The following is a 1,185-nucleotide window of genomic DNA, read 5'->3' as shown; positions in this document are numbered from 1 at the left end:
GCCGCCGGTGCCGCTGTTGCCGTTGCCGCCGCCGTTGTTGTTGTTGCCGTTGCCGTTGTAGCCGTTGCCGTTGTAGCCGTTGTTGTTGTTGCCGTTGCCGGGGTCGCCGGTGCCGTAGTTGTTGTCGGGGCCGCTGGCGGTGTCTTTGTTGGGGTCGGCGAGGGTGGGGATGTAGGCGGCGATTTTGGGGAGGGCGGGGACGTAGATTTCGTTCCAGTGGGTTTGGGTGGTGGAGAGGTTGTTCTTGTTGGTGGAGCAGCCGCCCCAGTGGCCCATGCGGACGGCGACCCAGTGTTGGGGGAGGGTTTTGTAGAGGTTGGCGAAGAGGTCGGTGAGGTAGGACTGGGCGGTGTAGATGGATTTCATGCCGGCGCCGAGGTCTTGGGCGGATTGGTAGTAGTTGGCGACGGCGGTGAGGGCGGAGTCGGCGCCGGTGCCGGACCAGGTGGCGGTGTCGGTGAGGGCGTTGGAGGTGGCGTTGTAGAAGTCGTCGGTGGCGGTGTTCCATTTGGCGGCCAGTTGGCTCCATTGGGTGGCATCGCTGGCGAGGACGGGGTTGTTGGTTTGGATGGATATGGACATGAAGTAGAACTGGGCGAGGTTGAACATGCTGCCGGGTTCTGCTTCGCCGGCGACGGTGGCGGCGTGGGGGTCGGCGACGAAGTTGTGCAGGCCGGTGGGGCCGGAGGCGGCTTCGTTGGGCCAGTTGTCGGCGTTGGGGGTGATGGGGTTGTTGGTGTTGAAGGTGTAGGGGTCGCCGGTGGTGGGGACGATGAGTTCGAAGTTGTCGTGGTTGGTGGTTTCGGCGAGTTCGTAGGCGTTGGCTGCGGCGGCGAAGGTTTTGCCCATGTCGGTGACGATTTGTTTGTGCTGGCGCAGGCGTTGGGCGAGTTCGGCCCATTTGTTCTGGAGGAGGTGGCGGAAGCTGGTGGCGGAGCCGATGGTGTCGTTGTCGGTGTGTACTACCGGTGCGCTGGAGTGGGTGTTGTAGGCGTCGGAGGCGTAGGTGATGAGGGGTTTGGAGGGGGTGTGGGTGCCGTTGACGGTGGTGAGCAGGGATTCGATGGTGGCGAGTAGGGTGTGGCAGGCGGTGATGCAGGCCTGTGCGGAGCTGGCGTCGAACAGTAGTGTTCCGCCGACGGCGTTGTCGAGCAACGTCGGCCACGCAGTCGTGTCCTTGATCCC

1 protein-coding gene is annotated in these 1,185 nt (G+C 63.8%); it reads right to left on the bottom strand.

Annotation, left to right across the window (positions count from 1 at the left end; all coding sequences use genetic code 11):
• On the bottom strand, window positions 1-1,185 hold a 1,185-nt coding region (locus tag G361_RS0123400), incomplete at both ends, for a hypothetical protein (RefSeq protein WP_026343403.1).

It is taken from the genome of Nocardia sp. BMG111209 (assembly GCF_000381925.1).
Lineage (GTDB): Bacteria > Actinomycetota > Actinomycetes > Mycobacteriales > Mycobacteriaceae > Nocardia.
This window is presented reverse-complemented; position numbering and strand designations above follow the sequence as displayed.